The 13,573-nt window shown below is 36.6% G+C and carries 14 protein-coding genes and 2 pseudogenes; 14 read left to right on the top strand and 2 right to left on the bottom strand.

Annotated elements, in window-relative coordinates:
* Nucleotides 1–13: 13 nt before the first annotated feature.
* The gene (locus MW695_RS03340; protein ID WP_247103349.1) at nt 14–163 is read right to left on the bottom strand and encodes a hypothetical protein; all 150 of its coding nucleotides are present in this window, start codon (nt 161–163) and stop codon (nt 14–16) included.
* A 297-nt stretch (nt 164–460) separates the two neighbouring features.
* On the opposite strand from MW695_RS03340, the gene MW695_RS03335 reads away from it, so the two are divergent.
* From MW695_RS03335 to MW695_RS03325, 3 genes are read left to right on the top strand one after another with little or no spacing between them, the layout of a single operon-like run.
* Nucleotides 461–952: a T7SS effector LXG polymorphic toxin gene (locus MW695_RS03335; RefSeq protein ID WP_247103347.1), complete on the top strand. Its 492-nt coding sequence runs from the start codon at nt 461–463 to the stop codon at nt 950–952.
* Nucleotides 912–2,468, top strand: coding sequence for an HNH/ENDO VII family nuclease (locus MW695_RS03330; protein ID WP_247103344.1), 1,557 nt, complete (start codon nt 912–914; stop codon nt 2,466–2,468). The genes MW695_RS03335 and MW695_RS03330 overlap by 41 nt, the downstream gene beginning before the upstream one ends.
* Before the next feature lie 18 nt (nt 2,469–2,486).
* Nucleotides 2,487–2,957 carry an SMI1/KNR4 family protein gene (locus tag MW695_RS03325; protein ID WP_247103343.1) on the top strand — a complete coding sequence of 157 codons (471 nt, stop codon included), beginning with the start codon at nt 2,487–2,489 and terminating at the stop codon, nt 2,955–2,957.
* A gap of 237 nt (nt 2,958–3,194) precedes the next feature.
* On the opposite strand, the gene MW695_RS03320 is transcribed toward MW695_RS03325, so the two are convergent.
* Entirely contained in the window at nt 3,195–3,824 is a 630-nt protein-coding gene (locus tag MW695_RS03320; RefSeq protein ID WP_247103342.1) for a DNA adenine methylase, read from the bottom strand.
* 154 nt (nt 3,825–3,978) lie between these two features.
* On the opposite strand from MW695_RS03320, the gene MW695_RS03315 reads away from it, so the two are divergent.
* The 11 genes and pseudogenes from MW695_RS03315 to MW695_RS03270 form a co-directional block, all read left to right on the top strand.
* Nucleotides 3,979–4,200 (top strand): hypothetical protein, encoded by a 222-nt coding sequence (locus MW695_RS03315; protein ID WP_247103341.1) that lies wholly within the window; start codon nt 3,979–3,981, stop codon nt 4,198–4,200.
* Nucleotides 4,197–4,721: a hypothetical protein gene (locus MW695_RS03310; RefSeq protein WP_247103340.1), complete on the top strand. Its 525-nt coding sequence runs from the start codon at nt 4,197–4,199 to the stop codon at nt 4,719–4,721. Before MW695_RS03315 ends, MW695_RS03310 begins: the two co-directional genes overlap by 4 nt.
* Before the next feature lie 76 nt (nt 4,722–4,797).
* The gene (locus MW695_RS03305) at nt 4,798–5,541 is read left to right on the top strand and encodes a hypothetical protein (RefSeq protein ID WP_247103339.1); all 744 of its coding nucleotides are present in this window, start codon (nt 4,798–4,800) and stop codon (nt 5,539–5,541) included.
* A gap of 1,524 nt (nt 5,542–7,065) precedes the next feature.
* Nucleotides 7,066–7,356, top strand: coding sequence for a hypothetical protein (locus MW695_RS03300; protein WP_247103338.1), 291 nt, complete (start codon nt 7,066–7,068; stop codon nt 7,354–7,356).
* Between the two features lie 47 nt (nt 7,357–7,403).
* Nucleotides 7,404–8,804: pseudogene (lpdA, locus tag MW695_RS23145) on the top strand (dihydrolipoyl dehydrogenase).
* A 108-nt stretch (nt 8,805–8,912) separates the two neighbouring features.
* Entirely contained in the window at nt 8,913–10,175 is a 1,263-nt protein-coding gene (locus MW695_RS03290; RefSeq protein ID WP_247103336.1) for a glutamate-5-semialdehyde dehydrogenase, read from the top strand.
* Between the two features lie 766 nt (nt 10,176–10,941).
* On the top strand, nt 10,942–11,406 hold the full coding sequence (locus MW695_RS03285; protein ID WP_260505829.1) for a MarR family winged helix-turn-helix transcriptional regulator: 465 nt from the start codon (nt 10,942–10,944) through the stop codon (nt 11,404–11,406).
* Between the two features lie 363 nt (nt 11,407–11,769).
* On the top strand, nt 11,770–12,528 hold the full coding sequence (locus tag MW695_RS03280; RefSeq protein ID WP_247103334.1) for an SDR family oxidoreductase: 759 nt from the start codon (nt 11,770–11,772) through the stop codon (nt 12,526–12,528).
* Nucleotides 12,529–12,610: 82 nt separating this feature from the next.
* Nucleotides 12,611–12,841 (top strand): hypothetical protein, encoded by a 231-nt coding sequence (locus MW695_RS03275; protein WP_247103333.1) that lies wholly within the window; start codon nt 12,611–12,613, stop codon nt 12,839–12,841.
* The gene (locus MW695_RS23025; protein WP_368859651.1) at nt 12,842–13,090 is read left to right on the top strand and encodes a YbfB/YjiJ family MFS transporter; all 249 of its coding nucleotides are present in this window, start codon (nt 12,842–12,844) and stop codon (nt 13,088–13,090) included. It begins immediately after the preceding gene.
* A 123-nt stretch (nt 13,091–13,213) separates the two neighbouring features.
* A pseudogene (locus MW695_RS03270) lies at nt 13,214–13,567 on the top strand (MFS transporter); the annotation flags it as partial.
* Nucleotides 13,568–13,573 lie beyond the last annotated feature (6 nt).

Below are 13,573 nucleotides of genomic sequence, written 5' to 3'. Positions count from 1 at the left end.
ATAAGACAGGTGACTAGAAGCAAATGACTCTCAAGTGCTTTGTTACATAATGGAAGCCATTGTTGAGGTGGTCCATATTGAAATTAGCTGGCGCATCTATTCCAAGCTGGTTATATAGTTTCTCAATGGTATCCTCAAGATGGGTCGTTTGATATGTTATCATAGTTACACCTTCCTAAATTTGTTAGATTACTACTTGTTATAGGAATATATGTTCGGTTTGTAAAGTTATAGGGTGTCTAAGATAAATCCAGAAGATGATTTTTCTGCACATGTGCCAGATTAACTCTTGTATTACGGAGTAGATTAAATACTACGCAGCTTTGTTTTTCAGTTTTGGATAAATACATTAAAATGAGATATGCCCATTTATATTGGCGTTAAAATGTGAGCAATATCCTATATGTACCATCTATTCCCTGTATTATAATGGAATAATTGTAATGGAGGGGAAGAATAGATGGCGAATGAGAAAGTGAACATGGCCGAGGTTCATTCCTTTAAGGAAGAACAATCTCAGCAGTTACGAGAACTTCAGCAAGGGCTCCGAGATGTGAGAGCGAATATAAAAGAGATCTGTCGAATGTCTAGCTTTAAGGGAGAAGCTGCCGATGCAGCTAAGCTCTATTTTGGTGACGTACACGGGACGCTTCTTCGGTCATTTGAAGGCCTTTTTATCCAATTAGAGAAGAACCTTCAGAAGCACATTCACGAATTCCATATGAACGTCGATAGGAGCGAACGAGCGATTGTTGAGAGCTCTTATGTGAAAGAGCAAGAGACTGAAATCGAACAAGCTTATCAAGAGTTTGAGCGGATCATGAAGCAAATCGATCAAACGATCCGTAGTGTATCAGATCTAACAAGTGCGACATCGCCTTCTTCAATCAATAGCGGAAATCGAACGGTTGATGTCTGCTATTGGAAATCAGGCGAGTACCACAAGAACTGAAGGGTTTCAGACAAGTCTGTCTACCATTCAACCACTTGTTATGGAAGCGAAGGAATCTACCGTTCTCGCAACCCTTCTTTCCGTTCAAAAAGCGGAAAGTGGTCAGATCAGCAGGCCAGGTTTACATACAAATGAAGCGAAAGCATCACTCAGCTCGCTCGGGCTTCAAAAATATGGACAGACGGCGAAAAAAGATGCAATCAAAGTCATCGTGGAACGCGTTTTAGCGCGAATGCCGTTACGAAGTGTTGTGGCTCACTTCCGCCGAAGTCCACACGAGTCTTCATTCGCGCAGTTCGGTGTTGTAGGGACAGGGAATGTGACTGAAGTGACTGATTTTCAAGGGAAGCCGAGTGGGTTTCCACTCAGCAAAGCATACGGCACGGCGCATGAGAAATGGTGGCTGAAAACCGCTACTCATACGGCCGATCAAGGAAGCGCAATCCTGGAGAAAATCAAAGGCTGGAACATTCCGATGATCAACAGTCGTATTCATCGCATGGAAAGTACTATGGAGGTTATCGAAACAGAACTCATAAACGAATATTTGTCCAAAAAGCCTTTTTATGATTACCTTAAAGGAGTGACCATCGGTGTTGGAAGATCGGGAATCGATACAGGAAAGAGTCTGTGGGAATTCACGAAAGATCCTGTTGGCACCGTCAAAGACCAAATCGCCTTTGCAGGGGAAGTTATCAAGGAACCGGGGATTATCATAGAGATGGGGCAAATGTTACGTGATTCGTTCACGGAAGATGTCATTGATGGGACGAGTCAATCCCGCGGGGAATGGCTAGGCTATGCAACGGGACTTGTGTTAATCTCAGTATACGGAGATAAAGGCATGTCTCGGTTAGGCCAAGCGAGCAAAATGGCCAATACCGCCAAGAACAACCGGACGGATTCCTCCAATCGACCGACAACGATACCACCAGCCGGAACGCTAGGCACGACACTAGGCACGATTCAATCGACAGCCACAACCGTTCAGAACACATTACAAAGAGGGATGGACACCATCAGTGATCTCGCAGCGAGATTAGGAATGCCTCCAGTACTAGCCAGTTCGGTACCGTTTAATGTGATCGATTCACGAGCGATGTTTCGGAAGTTGGATGAAAGTGACAAAGTTCAGTTTAGTAAGGTTGAGACTGGTGGGAATATGGGGATATATAATGGTTATAATTATTGGAATAAAACCACCCAATTTAAAAACGTGAAAGTTTATCAAAGAGATGATATTATAAATCCAAATATGAAAGACGCACGTGGTAGAACTAACCTTGAAAGAATGCAGAAGGGATTAGCTCCACTTGGTCCAGATGGAAAGTCTATAAACCTTCATCACACGACACAAAGAAATGAAAGTTCGATAGCAGAGGTGACACAGACGTTTCATAAAGATAATAGTTTTGTAATTCACATCAATCCTAATCCTATACCTTCAGGTATAAATAGGTCTGAGTTTAATAAATGGCGAACTGATTACTGGAAAAATAGAGCCAATGATTTTTAATGTTAAAGGGAGATGGACATGAGTGTAAAAAATTATCAAAAAGCAAAGGAAATTATTTTGAATGAAGAAGAGATTGCTGACTTTGTGGGTGGTCGTACAAATGAATTAATTAGTTTGGCTGGAGAAAAATTAGGGTTAAAGTTTACTGGTTTATATTTTGATTATTTAAAGACATTTGGAGCAGGTAATTTCGGAGCACAAGAAATTTACGGAATTATTAATGCTGATTTTGAAAACTCATCAGTTCCAGACGCTATATGGTACACTTTAACAGAACGAAGGGAAATTAATCTACCTGATAATCTGCTAGTTATATATGATACTGGGAGTGACGAAATATTTTGTTTAGACTATAGTCACCTTGATGATAATGGAGAACCAAAAGTAGTATCTTTTGTGCCTGGAGTTGAATTAGAGAGTCAAGCATATGAAATAATTGCTAACGACTTTGGTGATTTTTTATTAGACTTAGTTAAGCAAGAAGTATAGAATTTGAAAAACCTTGATTGGCTATAGCCTTTCAAGGTTTTTTATTATTTTTAGTCATAAGCTTATGAAGAACTAACACAGCAGGAGATCTATTCCAAGCTGGTTATATAGTTTCTCAATGTATCCTCAAGATGGGTTGTTTGATATGCTATCATAGTTACACCTTCCTAAATTTGTTAGATTAATACTCATTATAGGAATATATGTTTGATTTGCAAAGAAAAAGCCATTTACGGCTTATGTAGAAGTTAGTTCTTTTAAAACGGTAAGATAGTTCTCAGGGCAGTTGGAATCAGTTTTTTTTGAGAAAAACATATATTCAATTCCTTTAGTTTTTTCTTGAGCTGTATAGGATAATGAGTACTCGATATACTCTAAATTTGAATATATTGATTTGATTTCATGTGTATGATCGTAGGTTACTATCCATGTTCGTTCCCTCAAGTCTTGCTTTATTTTTTTTGCCAAATCAATATGGTCTTCTTCACTATAAAAGTTAGTATATAATGAAGGCCCTTTTTCAAAATAAGGTGGGTCAAAGAATGTAAAGGAATTCCTTGTATTCTTAATAACCTTATCAATAAGAATAATTGCATCCTCATTAAATAATTCAATCTGATCCTTTTTTGATGCGATTATGTTAATTTTATTAATTAGTTTTTCCTTATTAAATCTACAGTCAAGTTTGTAATATCCTTTTTGTTCTTTGCCACCTATTACTCCACCTTTTATAATTCCAGAGCGGTTAGTTCTGTTAAGAAAAAGGGTAGAGAAACCTAATTCGAGAAGAGTTGAATTTGATTTGTTTCTTTGGATCTCTTTTTGTTTGTACCATTCTTCAATGTTAATCTCGCAGTCATATATCATTTCGATTAGATTATCTGTTGAATAAAGTATAGAATGCCAAAAAGCAAAGATCGATGTATCAAAATCATTTATAATTATTTTTCTAACATCATTATTAAATAGTAAGCCAAGTGCAACCGCTGCACCATCTGCAAAAGGCTCTATATAGGTTGTTATGAGTAGTGATGAAAAATACCTTATTTATTGTTTGGGTCATACAGATTATGGGGAAGGTATTCGGGAATTACTTTTACAATACGATCATAAATTACGATCATTGGTTCAATTTGGAGAAGTGAAAAATATTTATATTATTATGGAGTCTAGTTCTGCTAACTATACAGGATATAATGCTTATAATGAAAAAATTAAATTTGATAAGGGGGAGGAGTTTTGAATTGGGAACAATTTATTACTATATTTTTAACCGCAATAATTACTGCTGGTGCTAGCAATTATTTTAGCTATATCAAAGAACATAAAGTACGTACCTCCAAGTATACCGAGCGAGTATTAACAGAATTATATGTACCAATTTTCAAACTCATTCTATCAAGAACAAACCCTCATGATGGTTTTGAAGGATTAGACGATGATGATGTAACAGGTTTAGTTGATTTATTTAGTAAAAATCCTGAGCTATTTGATCCAGAGTTAGAACAAATAATAAATAGTTATTATGAAATCAGTTATATTAATTGGAAGTATGATGAACATGAAAACTTTTATGAATGTGATAAAAAACTGTTAAATTATATAAATGGTGCTTTTCATAAAACGCGGAAATCTCTTGGGTTGCCAAATGATTATAAATATTCTTCTTCAATTTATTCTATTTACAACAAAATAAAGACAAATTACAGGCACAAAAGAAAAATGAAAAGGTTGAAGAAGAAAATGAAGAGGAAAAAATCCTAATTTTAAGTAGTTCTTCTCTCCATCTGGAGGACACTGCTTAAAATGAAAAAGATAAGTTTGATGAGGGGGAGGAGTTTTGAATCAAAAAGTTAACCAATTTATAACAGTACTTGTAGCAATGGTTACTGTACTTGTAGTAGGAATGGTTATTGTACTTGTGGCTAATCATTTTGGAGTATCAGGGGAAATTATACTTATTATTATGATATTTGCATTTGGAGGATGGGTATGTAATAAATTAAATTTTTTTGGTGCAAGTTTAAGGTTGTTACAAGAATCAAGAAAAGGAGTGGAAAAGGTTATTTATACTTTTTTTCCCATGTTTGAAATAATAACATTTAAACGAATGGAAACTATAGATAAAAATATACAGGAACTTGAGCAAGAGAAAAAGAAAATATATAAGGCGTTGATTAATAGTGAATTAGATAAAAAGAAAAATTTTGCTCCTGTAGGAATTATTTTTACAATTGTAGTTACTGCTTTTTTTTCTGTTTTTAATGTATACAATAACTTATACAATAATTGGATGAACAATGTAATTTCTTTATCGATTGATCAAAGAATAAATTTTTTAGAATTAAGTGGGAATTCCGGAGAGGAAATATCTAATTCATTGCTATCTGATGTTTTTTTAGTTGACCCTGAATTCGGGGAGATTATATCAGAAGTCATAAGTAAATATTTAAAAGGAAATTTGTTGTTTAATCTAAATGTGTTTTTACTAGTTTCTGGAGCATTAATATTATATTATATTTGTTACCAATTGAAATATGACCGATTAAGCAAGTTAAAATGTTTATTCGATCAGTTTGATTAATATGGTCTGAAAGAAGTACTTAGAATGAAGATAAAACTATTGATATTTTATTTTTACCTGAATGGTTATATATTAAGAGGTCTATAAGTTTTATTAAAATAGTTCTACCAGCCAACTGGAGGACACTGATCGATTACGGTACAACCGTAGTCTATCAGTGTCCTCTTTTTATTTGACGCTTACTTTCCAAAGATACCACATTAGGTGAGTTAGAAGAATTAATAAATACACAATTTGAAGAAGTAGAGAAGGATTATAAAAATCCAGAACAAATTGCAGGGGAAATCATCATTCGTGCCAAAAGAGAAAATGGCAAAACTGTCTATTTAGGTTAGCATAGTTTTATTGTACGAACGGGTAGCGCTACTATAACAAGAAACAGCGTACTTTCTTTATTGTACTAACGGAGCAGGTGTGCGGCCGAGCCAAGGTCGTATCATATAGCGGGTGGGATTCCCGTCGAGCAAGAACTAGCCATTCACTCGTAGCGAGTCTTGGAGGGCTAAAGGTAACTTTAGTCTTTAAGCGTAGACAGTTAGGTTGCGGGCCGAAAGCCAAATGGTTGAAGGGATTGAGCCCCATAATGTTAGTAATTCGAGAGGGCTGATGCTTTACCTGCAGCAGAAAGCAACATTTCATTCTTCGTATATGGCAAGAAGAATGAAACCTCTCTGGAGTCAGAGACCTTGGCACGTTACACATTGATATGATACGGCAACTCGGGAGACCCTATCAGTCTTTTCTTAAATAGAAGAGTATGGTGTACAAGCGATAATAAGTAAAGAAACCAAACGCTGGTTAGGGAGTCGGATAGCAGCGTAGTACCAATGAAGTTGGGTAATGTTGATGGAGGAAAGGCTGCTACCTAGTTACCACCCTTGCTAGGGACACATTTACTACACACAGAGGTAGACCTACACTCAGAGGTAGGATGATTAAATGGAAACAAAACTAGTAAGGATAGCAGGAATGGCAAGTTATTTCTGCGAATGGTAACTAGGAGGAGCCGTGTGCGTGAATAGCGCAAGCACGGTTCTGTGAGGGGGGAGAGTACAATCTATCGAAAGGTAGAGAGACTCTCTTCTACTCGACTAATTTAACAGAAAACTTAAATAATCAGCATTGATGAGTAGAGAGGAGGGATAGACAATGTTAGAATTTATTAGTCAAAATATCTTTTTCCTATTAACATTAATGGCAATAGCACTATTTATTATTCTAAACTAAAAAAGAATACTTCTGAAAGGTCCGTATCAAAAGACATTGAATTATTAAAAAGACGTGTGGAAGAATTAGAACGAAATAAATAGTTAGTTTTAAATAAAGTTTTAACACTTTGTGATTAAAGCGATAGCTGAATATGGTTATCGTTTTTTTCTTATTGAAGTAACGAGCAGTAATCTTGAAGAAGGAATTAACATTTTTATGGTAAAATTAAGGGGAAGCGGGACTGGCGGTATACTTCCAGCCGCTTCTTTGTACATAATAAAAAAGCATCCGTTCAGGCTTAAGATGATATAAAGATTGACATTGACAAAATACGTGTATATACTCGTAATTATAAGAGAACAAAATTCAACAATTGAGTATATCTTCTTGATTGTAGCAATGAACGATATCATCCTGCCTACTATTAATTACAAAAATCCGGATAAAGAATGCGATCTTGATTATGTACCTAACCATAGTATTCAAGCAGAAGTGAACTATGCTATTTCAAATGGTTTTAGGTTCGGTGGACATTATACCGTTTTAGTGTTTAAGAAAATTAAGGAAGCTCCTAGCTACAGAGCAGAATGCAATGAATCATATTAAGAAATTATTTAACGACCCAAAACTATTGTTAATGGAGGCGTAAGTAAATGGTTATCGGAGATTTCCCAATTGAAACAGATACTATTGTCATCGGTGCAGGTCCAGGGGGTTACGTAGCAGCAATTCGTGCTGCCCAGCTGGGACAAAAAGTAACAATTGTAGAAAAGGAATATTTGGGCGGTGTATGTTGTAATGTCGGCTGTATTCCTTCAAAGGCATTAATTTCCGCAGGTCACCGCTATGAAACAGCTAAGCATCTAAGCATTCGGATGCATATGGAATTAGAGCAGAGAATGTAAAGGTTGATTTTTCAAAGGTACAAGAGTGGAAAGCTAGTGTAGTGAAGAAGTTAACTGGCGGTGTCGAAGGACTATTAAAAGGAAATAAAGTTGAGATTGTACGTGGTGAAGCATTCTTTGTAGACAGTAATTCATTACGCGTAATGGGCGAAAGAAATGCTCAAACATACAACTTTAAAAATGCAATTATTGCAACAGGATCGAGTCCAATCGAGTTGCCTACATTTAAATATTCAAAACGCGTTCTAAATTCGACTGGTGCCCTCAGCTTAAATGAAATTCCTGAAAAAATCGTTGTTATTGGCGGCGGTGTTATAGGAATCGAACTTGGCGGTTCCTATGCAAACTTTGGTATCCAAGTAACGATTTTAGAGGGTGCAGATGAAATTTTAGGCGTAGGTTTTGAGAAACAAATGTCAGCCGTTGTTAAGAAGAGTATGAAGAAAAAGGTGTAGAATTCTATACCAAAGCAATAGCAAAAGGTGTAGAAGAAACAGAAAATGCCGTAACTGTAACCTTTGAGGTAAAAAATGAAGAAAAGAAAATAGACGTTGATTATGTGTTTGTAATGGTCGGACGCCGCCCGAATACGGATGAAATAGGTCTTGAACAAGCAGGCGTAAAATGAAAGACCGTGGACTTATTGAAATCGATAAGCAATGCCGCACGAATGTTCCTAATATTTATGCAATCGGTGATGTTGTTCCAGGTCCACAATTAGCACATAAGGCATTCTATGAAGCAATTGCCGGACATCTATCTGAAATTGATTATATAGGCATTCCAGCAGTCGTATTTTCAGACCCTGAGCTTGCAACTGTAGGTTATACTGAACAACAAGCAAAAGATGAAGGTATTGAAGTAGTAGCTGCGAAATTCCCATATGCGGGAAATGGACGTGCCTTGTCACTTGACAGCACAGATGGGTTCGTTAAGCTTGTAACTCGTCAAGAAGATGGACTTGTTATCGGAGCGCAAGTTGCCGGAGCAAATGCATCAGATATCATTTCGGAGTTAGGTTTGGCTGTTGAAACAGGAATGAGTACCGATGACATCGCTATGACAATCCATGCCCATCCAACACTAGGAGAAATGACAATGGAAGCTGCCGAAGTTGCACTTGGAACCCCAATTCATATCATTAAATAATTTATTGGATTATGTACCGAACCAATCAATTCAAGCAGAAGTAAACTATGCCATCTCAATTTTCTTCATCATTTGTAAATTAACTTAAATGTAAAGGAGGTAAAATCAATGAGTACAGCTATTGAGAATGAAGTCATTTATAAAGCAAAGCTTGCAAAAGAAGCAAGTTTAGAAATGCAAAATAAAACAACTGAAGAAAAAAATACAGCACTATTAGCAATTGCAGAGCAATTACTAATAGATCAAGCGTTTATACTAAAAGAAAATGCAAAAGACATTGAATATGGTCATAAATTAGGGTTATCTGAGTCCATAAACGATCGTCTTATGCTGAATCCAGAACGGGTTAAAGCCATGAGTGATGCAATTCATTTAGTAATTGATTTGCCCGATCCAATAGGAGAAGAATTGGAACGTATAAATAAGGATAATGGACTGATTATTAGTAAGCGACGTGTGCCACTCGGTGTCCTTGGTATGATTTATGAAGCCCGTCCGAATGTAACCATTGATGCAGCTACGCTATCTTTAAAAACAGGAAATACAGTTCTACTGCGTGGCTCTAGTTCAGCAAAACACTCCAATATGGCTTTAGTTAAGTCTATACATCAAGCATTGAAACGTGTGCAATTCCCTCAAAATGCGGTACTTTTAATCGAGGATACGTCACGCGAAACTGCTAAAATATTATTTAACTTAACAGAATATTTGGACCTTTTAATTCCTCGAGGAGGCAAAGATTTAATTGATTTAGTGGTACGTGAAGCAAGTGTGCCTGTTATTGAAACAGGGGCTGGTAACTGCCATGTTTTTGTTGATGCAACCGCAAAATACGATATTGTAAGACCAATCGTACTAAATGCTAAAACTCATCGTCCATCAGTATGTAATACGATTGAAAGTTTATTAATCCATGATGAATTCTTTAATAATTATGGGAAAGAACTACTTGAAACGGTATCCATTGCTGGAGTTAAAATTTATGGAGATGAAAAAGTTTGTAAATTATTTCCAACAGCCCTCGAAGCAACAAAGGAACATTATGCAAAAGAATTTTCAGATTTAATCATCAGTGTGAAAACTGTAAATAGTGTTGAAGAAGCCATTGCTCATATTAATCAATATGGTACAAAACATTCCGAGTGTATTGTGTCGGAAACGCCAAAGAATGTTGAACAATTCTTAAATGGTATTGATGCAGCAGTTGTCTATCATAATGCCTCAACACGCTTTACAGATGGCTTTGAATTTGGATTTGGTGCCGAAATTGGCATTTCAACACAAAAGCTACATGTAAGAGGACCAATGGGGTTACCAGCTTTAACGACGACAAAATATTATGTCAATGGAGACGGACAAATTCGACTTTAATTAGTCACAATGTTATTTGAAATTCCTTTAAATCATGCATAAACGATAAAAATGAGCAAAGGCCAAACCCTTGGTAGAAAAGGGTTTGGCCTTTTGGTGTACTTCCGAAAATTATAATTATGTTAAATAGATTTGTATACAGTATTCATTATATCCTTTGGGATCTTCTTCAACGAGCATCAATGTTTAATAAGGGTATTCGTAAATTTATGTTAAAGTAAATAGTTGTAAGGAGTGAGAGTTTTGAAAAAGAAATTAGCAATTATATTAAGTCTAATTTTTGTTTTATAGGTTGTTCTTCTGAGGTAGAAAGAGTTGTTAATAAATTTAAATCTGAAGTTGAAGGTAAATACAGTATTGTGGTTTTTGATGATAAAATGACTTCTGGAGAATACCAACGTAGTATCAATAATGACTTAATTGATGCGAATAAATTATGAAAAAAATTCATTCTTTGACTTATATTATATTAGATGAAAATTATTAACATGATTATAAAGAAGCATTATCCTTAAATGAGTTCCCCGAAATTGTGGTTTTTGATTATAAAGGGATAGTTCTTCAAACAAATAAAGTTGAAGTGTTGGAAGAGTTTTTTCTTAATTAAAATAAAAAGCCTTATTTAAGTAATGGGTTACGTTAATTTAATAAGCAAGCACAAAAGGATCAGTTGAAGATCCTTTTTCAATAATAAAAAAGGATTCGTCTAGGTTTAAGATGATTGTAAAGATTGACATCGACACAATAAGTGTATATACTCATAAATATGAGAGAACAAAATTCAACTTCAGATTTTTCAGGGACGACCGATTATGCAGCAGAGTGCGCTAGCTTGAATTTAAGAAAGGCGTCCCGGTTCATTACCAGTTTATATGATGAATATTTAAGACCAGTCGGGCTTCGGTCTACACAATTCTCATTGCTGATGGCACTTGAACAGACCGGGTCTATCACCATTACATCTCTCTCCGAAATTCTTCTTATGGATCGGACCACATTGCCACGGGATCTCAAGCCGCTTGAGAGACAAGGCTGGGTGTCGATCACGGAAGGGGAGGATCGCAGGAAACGATTTATTGCTCTGACACCCGACGGCCGGGACCTTCTTAAGCGTGCGCTGCCGTTATGGGAACAGGCGCAAAATCGTATTCGAGACTATATGGGCGATGACCGTTATAAAGGTTTGCTTGGTCAATTGTCTGATATCGTTAAGCTGAACAGGCGAGATTAATGTTTGGTTCATCGCAGTTTAGAGTGAGATTAAGATGGGTTTTAAGAGATTTTATATGGAGTGGTGGGCATGATAGCCTTGTAGGCAAAGCTAGTTTTCCTTGTCAACTGGCCTCTTGGCTTATAAATCATGCCCTTTCGGTTTTGATAGTCTTTCAATCCTCCACTCAAAAATGCGAATAGCCTAATTTTTTTCACTAAAAGGTGTATATGCACTTAATATGAAAGGATGGATAAAGTGTCTAAAAATCAACAAACATCCCACAGTTGTGCGTTACTACGAATCCACCACTGAGAATCTTGTTGCACAATAAAGCAAGTAAAGCCACTATATAAATCATTTATAGAGAAAGGATTGATTTTTATGAAAATGGATTCCAACACAATACTCATAACGGGTGGAACATCCGGGATTGGATTCGAGCTTGCTGCTCAGCTCCTTCAGCTTGGGAACACCGTAATTATTACCGGGCGGGATCAGTCCAAACTGGACTTAGCCAAAAAGAAACTGCCAAACGTTTACACATTTCAGAGTGATGTAAGCGATCTAAAGGCAATTTCTGACCTTTTTGAAAAAGTAATTAGTCAATTTCCAGAACTGAATGTTCTGATCAATAACGCTGGGGTTATGCGTAAATTGAACTTTCATACCAAAGAGGTTGATTTAGTGGATTTCAGTAGCGAGATTGAAATTAACCTCAGTGGTTCGATCCGCATGGTGAACCAATTCTTATCGCATTTAAAGACGAAGAAATCCGCTGCGATTATGAATGTCTCGTCCGCACTTGCATTTGTTCCTTATCCGGCAATGCCGGTATATAGTGCGACGAAAGCTGGTATTCATTCATTTACACAATCACTGCGAATCCAGCTGAAAAATACTAATATTAAAGTGTTTGAATTGGCGCCTCCAGCTATTCAGACCCCTTTAGTTGAAGTTTTTGATGCTGACGAGATCAAAGCCATGAAACCAATGGATGCCAATAAGATGGTTAGGTACACAATCAAGGCTTTGGAAAAGGATCGCTTTGAGATCCTGCCGGGCCAGAGCAGTGCGCTGAAGTTCATGAGTCGTGTTGCGCCTCAGTTTATGTTAAATCAGTTAAGCAAAAACAAGAGTTAACTATACGGAACATTGGTACGGATATGGACGAGGTTCTGTTTATTCAGGGGGGATTTATATTCCAGCACATAAAAAATGGTCTATGTGGTCACAACTTATTGTGGGTTTCTTGTTGGTTATTTCGACAACTGGCTTTGCAAGATTGGCTTATGGAGTGTTAATGCCTTTTATGCAAGCCGACTTAAATATGAACTACACACAGGCTGGGTTATTAGCACTCAAGTTTGGAATGAAACAAGTCATTATGGCAGGTGGCTCTCTTGTAACAGTTAGCTTCCTTTTTCTTTCATTCTCGAACTCCTTTTATCTATAGATGCTTATTATGTTTTTTTGCGGGGCAGGAAGTGCTTTAGCCTTTTCCCCCATAATGTCTTTATTAGTCATCCAATTTCAAAAGAAAAAGGGATTAGTACTCGGTGTCTTATTTAGTGGGGTGGGTTCAGGAATGCTTCTTAGTGGTCTCATGACCACCTATTTGATTAGGTATTTTCCTGTATGGGAATGGAGGGCTATTTGGCTGATTTTTTCTATTACCTCTATTTTATTCACACTACTCTCATGAATCGTATTGAAAGAATCAGGAAAGAGTGGCCGGTAGTTTATTTTCAATTTCTGGCTTATTTATAATTCTTGGAGGTCCAATTTGGGGAATCGTTTCAGATAAAGTAGGGAGAAAAAATCTTTACTCGTTGCTTTGGCTTTTTGTGTCATGGGAGGTATTATTCCAGTCGTCAATGATCACATAATAAGTTTTATGGCTTCGGCAATTTTATTTGGTTTTTCCATTGGAGGTCTCATGTTTCTTGTCCAAGCGATGGCAGCAGAACGCTCTCTTCCTTATCTAGTACCAGCCGTTTTGGGCTTCATAACCATTTTCTTTGCAACTGGTCAATTAGTAGGACCCTTTCTTGCAGGATCAATTATTGAGCATTTAGGGGGAGTTCGAGAGGCATATATCTTTGCCATATTCATATTTTTTACTGCCCTTATACTCACTTGTTTTGTAAGTGAAAAGGAGAAAGTTGTATTGGAAACATAAAACACA

Source organism: Halalkalibacter sp. APA_J-10(15) (assembly GCF_023017105.1).
Lineage (GTDB): Bacteria > Bacillota > Bacilli > Bacillales > Bacillaceae_D > Halalkalibacter.
The sequence above is the reverse complement of the archived record's forward strand: the minus strand, read 5'-3'. Positions and strand labels throughout refer to the sequence as shown.